Annotated in this window: 3 protein-coding genes; all 3 read right to left on the bottom strand. The window is 76.7% G+C overall.

The window, feature by feature from the left end:
- Positions 1-229 precede the first annotated feature (229 nt).
- Positions 230-1,063: an alpha/beta fold hydrolase gene (locus AA75_RS30065; protein WP_033823455.1), complete on the bottom strand. Its 834-nt coding sequence runs from the start codon at positions 1,061-1,063 to the stop codon at positions 230-232.
- Positions 1,064-1,085: 22 nt separating this feature from the next.
- A complete protein-coding gene (locus AA75_RS30060; protein ID WP_063794462.1) occupies positions 1,086-1,871 on the bottom strand; it encodes a formyltransferase family protein in 786 nt (261 codons plus the stop codon).
- The coding region (locus AA75_RS30055; RefSeq protein WP_149038458.1) for a non-ribosomal peptide synthetase at positions 1,868-3,632 on the bottom strand (1,765 nt) is incomplete at its 5' end. The genes AA75_RS30055 and AA75_RS30060, both read right to left, overlap by 4 nt.

The following is a 3,632-nucleotide window of genomic DNA, read 5'->3' as shown; positions in this document are numbered from 1 at the left end:
CCGGCCTGCTACCCGCCCTGCTGCTGCCCCGCCGGACGGCCGCCCCGGCCGTCGTCGAGCCTCCCGGCCGGCGCGCCGACGGGCCGTCCGCCGACCGCGCGGAGCGGGCACCGGCGGCCTGCTGACGCTCCGTCAGGACCCCGCCGCCGGGCGAACCGGCCCCGCGCCGCCCCGCCGTCGTCGGCGACGGCCTCCCGGCCCGAAGCCGTCCCGGGCCCGCCTCGGCCGGTCAGGGAGCGCCGTCCCGCTCCGCGGACCCGCCGCCGAGCAGGGGGGAACTGCTGCCGTCCAGCAGGATCCTGGCGACCAGCTCCGGGTTGTCGCCCATCGGCACGTGGCCGCAGTCGACCAGTGGGATGAAGCGGGCGCCCGGCAGGAGTCGGCGGGCCCGGCGGCCCTGGACGTTCGGCAGCAGCCGGTCGCGGGTGCCCCAGGCGATGGTGACCGGGACGTCCGGCGGGAGGTCGGCGGGGAAGCGGGTCGCCTGTTCGGCCCGGCCGGCCAGCAGGGTCTGCCGGAAGCCCGGCGCGTCGAGCAACGCCCGGGTGTCGAGCAGCAGTTCGCGCGGGTCGAGCCGCTCGGGACGGCCGTAGATCATGCCGAACATCAGCTTGCGCCCCTGCGCGGATTCGGCGAGCCGGGCCCGGACCGGTTCGGGGGTGCGGGCGGCGATCCGGTGCAGGTTGAGCACGCCGGACGCATAGCGGTACCCGGCCGCGCGGTAGAACCCGGCCGGTGACAGCGCGGTGGCCGAGGAGACCAGGCCCTGCCGGGCGGCGTGCAGGGCGAACAGGCCGCCGAGTGAATTGCCCGCCACGTGCGGCCGTTCGACGCCGATGGACCGGAGGAAGTCGCCGAGCACCGTCACCGCGCTGGCGATGGTGTACGGCATCCCGGCGGGCAGCGGCGGCGAGGCGCCGAAGCCCGGCAGGTCGACGGCGATCACCTCCCGCTCGCGGGCGAGCAGGTCCAGTACGGGCTTCCAGCCCTGCCAGCGGTGCCCGATGCCGTGCAGCAGAAGCAGTGGCGGGCCGTCGCCCCGGCGCTCGTGTACAAGGTCCATGGCGACGAGGATAGGACCGATGTTACCCATCGGTCACCCCGTTGTGAGAACTTCCGTCAATAGTCCGCCCGGCCGTCCGGAGCCCGCCCCCGTAACCGGGGTCCGCCCCGGCCGCCGCCCGCAGCACCTCCACCAACTCCGGTACGAACGGCGCCGCCACCCCCACGTCCGTGGCCCGCCGATAGGCCGGATGCCCGGCGTACGAGGGCAGTTCGCGCAGCGCCCGCAGGCTGTGGTAGCCGGCCGGCCGGGGCTCCCGGGCGGCGGGCGGGCCGATCGGCCGCCCGGCCGCCACCGCGTCCAGCGACCGCTCGAACAACTGCTGGCAGGCCTGGATCCCGCGCAGCAGCACCCGGTGGAAGCGGGCGTCGGCGGCGAGCGGGAAGGGGAGTTCGGCGAGCACCCGGCCGGTGTCCACGCCCGCGTCGACCTCGTGCAGCGTCGCGCCGTACTCGCGGTCGCCGTTCAGCAGCGCGTACGCTACGGCGGCGGACGGCAGGCCGCGGTGCTGCGGCAGCAGGCCGTTGTGGATGTTGTGGATCCGCAGGCCCCGGCCGAGCAGCGGCTCCCGGAAGATCAGCCGGTTGTTGACCGACCACACCACGCCGTCGGTGGCGTGGCCGAGCAGCCGGTCCGCCACGGCGTTGACGTCCGTGGTGGCCGTGAACGGCACCGCGCGGCCGTCGGCGGCCCGGTCGTGCGGGCGGTCGTCGGGGTCCTCGGAGACCACCAGGTCGACCCGGTGGCCGGTGGCCAGGGCGTGGGCGACGGCCCGGCGGAGCAGGGCGCCGCGTCCCACGAAGATCACGCCACCACCTCCCCGGTTCGGACCGAGCGGGCCCGGAGCGAGCGGGCCCGGTGGACGGCCGCGACCACCTGTCCCAGGGTCAACTCGCCCAGTGAGTCGCCGATCCCGTCCAGCAGCCGGTCCGCCTCGCCGGGCCGCAGCAGCCCGTCGCCGACCGCCGAGAGCATCTCCAGCACCGCCAGCGAGTCCCCGCCCAGCTGCTGGAAGCCGGACCGGCGGTCGATCAGGGCGCGGTCGACGCCGAGCACGTCGGCCCAGAGCGCGGCCACCCGCTGTTCGACCTCGTCGGCCTCCGCCACCGGGCCCGGCACCGGCCCGGCCGCGGGGGCGGCGCCGGAGGCCGCCCAGGGGTCGGGCAGCGCCGCCAGGTCCGTCTTGCCGCTCACCGTCCGGGGGAAGTCGGCCACCGGGACCACGGTCGCGGGAACCAGGTGGGCGGGCAGCCGCTCGGCGAGGTGGCCGCGCAGCTCCGCACCGAGGCCGGGGTCGTCCACGCGGCCGTCGGCGGCCAGCACGTACGCGCAGAGCGCCGGACTGCCGCCGCCCGGCCGCTCACGGACCGTCACCGCGGCGGCGAGCACCGCCGGATGGCCGGTCAGGGCGGCCTGCACCTCGGCCGGCTCGACCCGGTGACCGGCGATCTTCACCTGCTCGTCGCACCGGCCGGCGAACTCCAACGAGCCGTCCGGGAGCAGCCGGCCGAGGTCACCGGTACGGTAGCGGCGGACACCGTCCGCGCCGACCGGGAACCCGGCCGCCGTCAGGTCGGGCCGGCCCAGGTAGCCGCGCGCCAACTGGACGCCGGAGAGCAGGATCTCGCCGACCGTACCGGCCCCGGGCGCGGTGACCGGTTCACCGTCGGGACCGGCCAGTTCGACCCGGACGGACGGCGCCGGACGCCCGATCGGGATCACCGGCCCGGTCTCGGTGCCGTCCAGCACGTGCGCCAGACAGCCCACGGCGGCCTCGGTCGGCCCGTACCCGTTGATGATCCGCGTCGCGGGCCCCGCCCGCCGCGCCGCCCGTACGGCCGCCGCCCGGGTGAACCGCTCGCCGCCGACCAGCAGCGTCCGCAGCCCCGACAGGTCGAGGCCGTAGCGCTCGAACAGGTCCAGGTGGGTCGGCGTCACCGCGAAGGTGTCCGCGCGGTGGAGCTCCAGTGCCTCCCGCAGCGCCGGACCGGTCGGCTCGCCCGGCACCAGCACCGCCGCACCACCCGCCAACAGCGGTACGAACAGCGGAAAGCAGGAGATGTCGAAGGAGAGCGAGGACAGGAAGGCGAACCTGGTCCGCCCGTCCACCCCGCACAGCCCGCCCGCCCACCGGACGAAGGCGAGCAGGCTGCGGTGCTCGATCTGGACGCCCTTGGGACGGCCGGTCGAGCCCGAGGTGTGGATGACGTAGGCGAGCCCGTCCGGCTCGGGCTCGGGCAGCCGGACCCCGGCGAGCGGATCCGGGCCCTGTGCCGAACCGGGCGCGTCGGCCGGACCGGGCAGGCCGGGCACGTCGTCGAGCGTCAGCACCAGGTCCGGGGCGAAACCCCGCGGCACCCGGCCGAGCAGCCGGCGCTCCGTCACACACCCGGCCGCGCCCGACTCCCGCAGCAGCTGGGCGATCCGCGCGTCCGGCTGCTGCGGATCGAGCGGCAGGTACGCGGCCCCGGCCTTGAGCACACCCCACAGCCCGGCCACCCCGGCGGGCGTACGCCCCACCAGCAGGCCCACCACCGCCTCGCGGCCCACGCCCCGCCGTACCAGCTCC

It is taken from the genome of Kitasatospora sp. MBT63 (genome assembly GCF_000710465.2).
Taxonomy (GTDB): Bacteria; Actinomycetota; Actinomycetes; order Streptomycetales; family Streptomycetaceae; genus Kitasatospora.
The sequence above is the reverse complement of the archived record's forward strand: the minus strand, read 5'-3'. Positions and strand labels throughout refer to the sequence as shown.

Excerpts from the sequence above, each read along its gene's own strand:
- AA75_RS30065 (WP_033823455.1), bottom strand. The coding sequence starts at position 1,063 with ATGGACCTTGTACACGAGCGCCGGGGCGACGGCCCGCCACTGCTTCTG.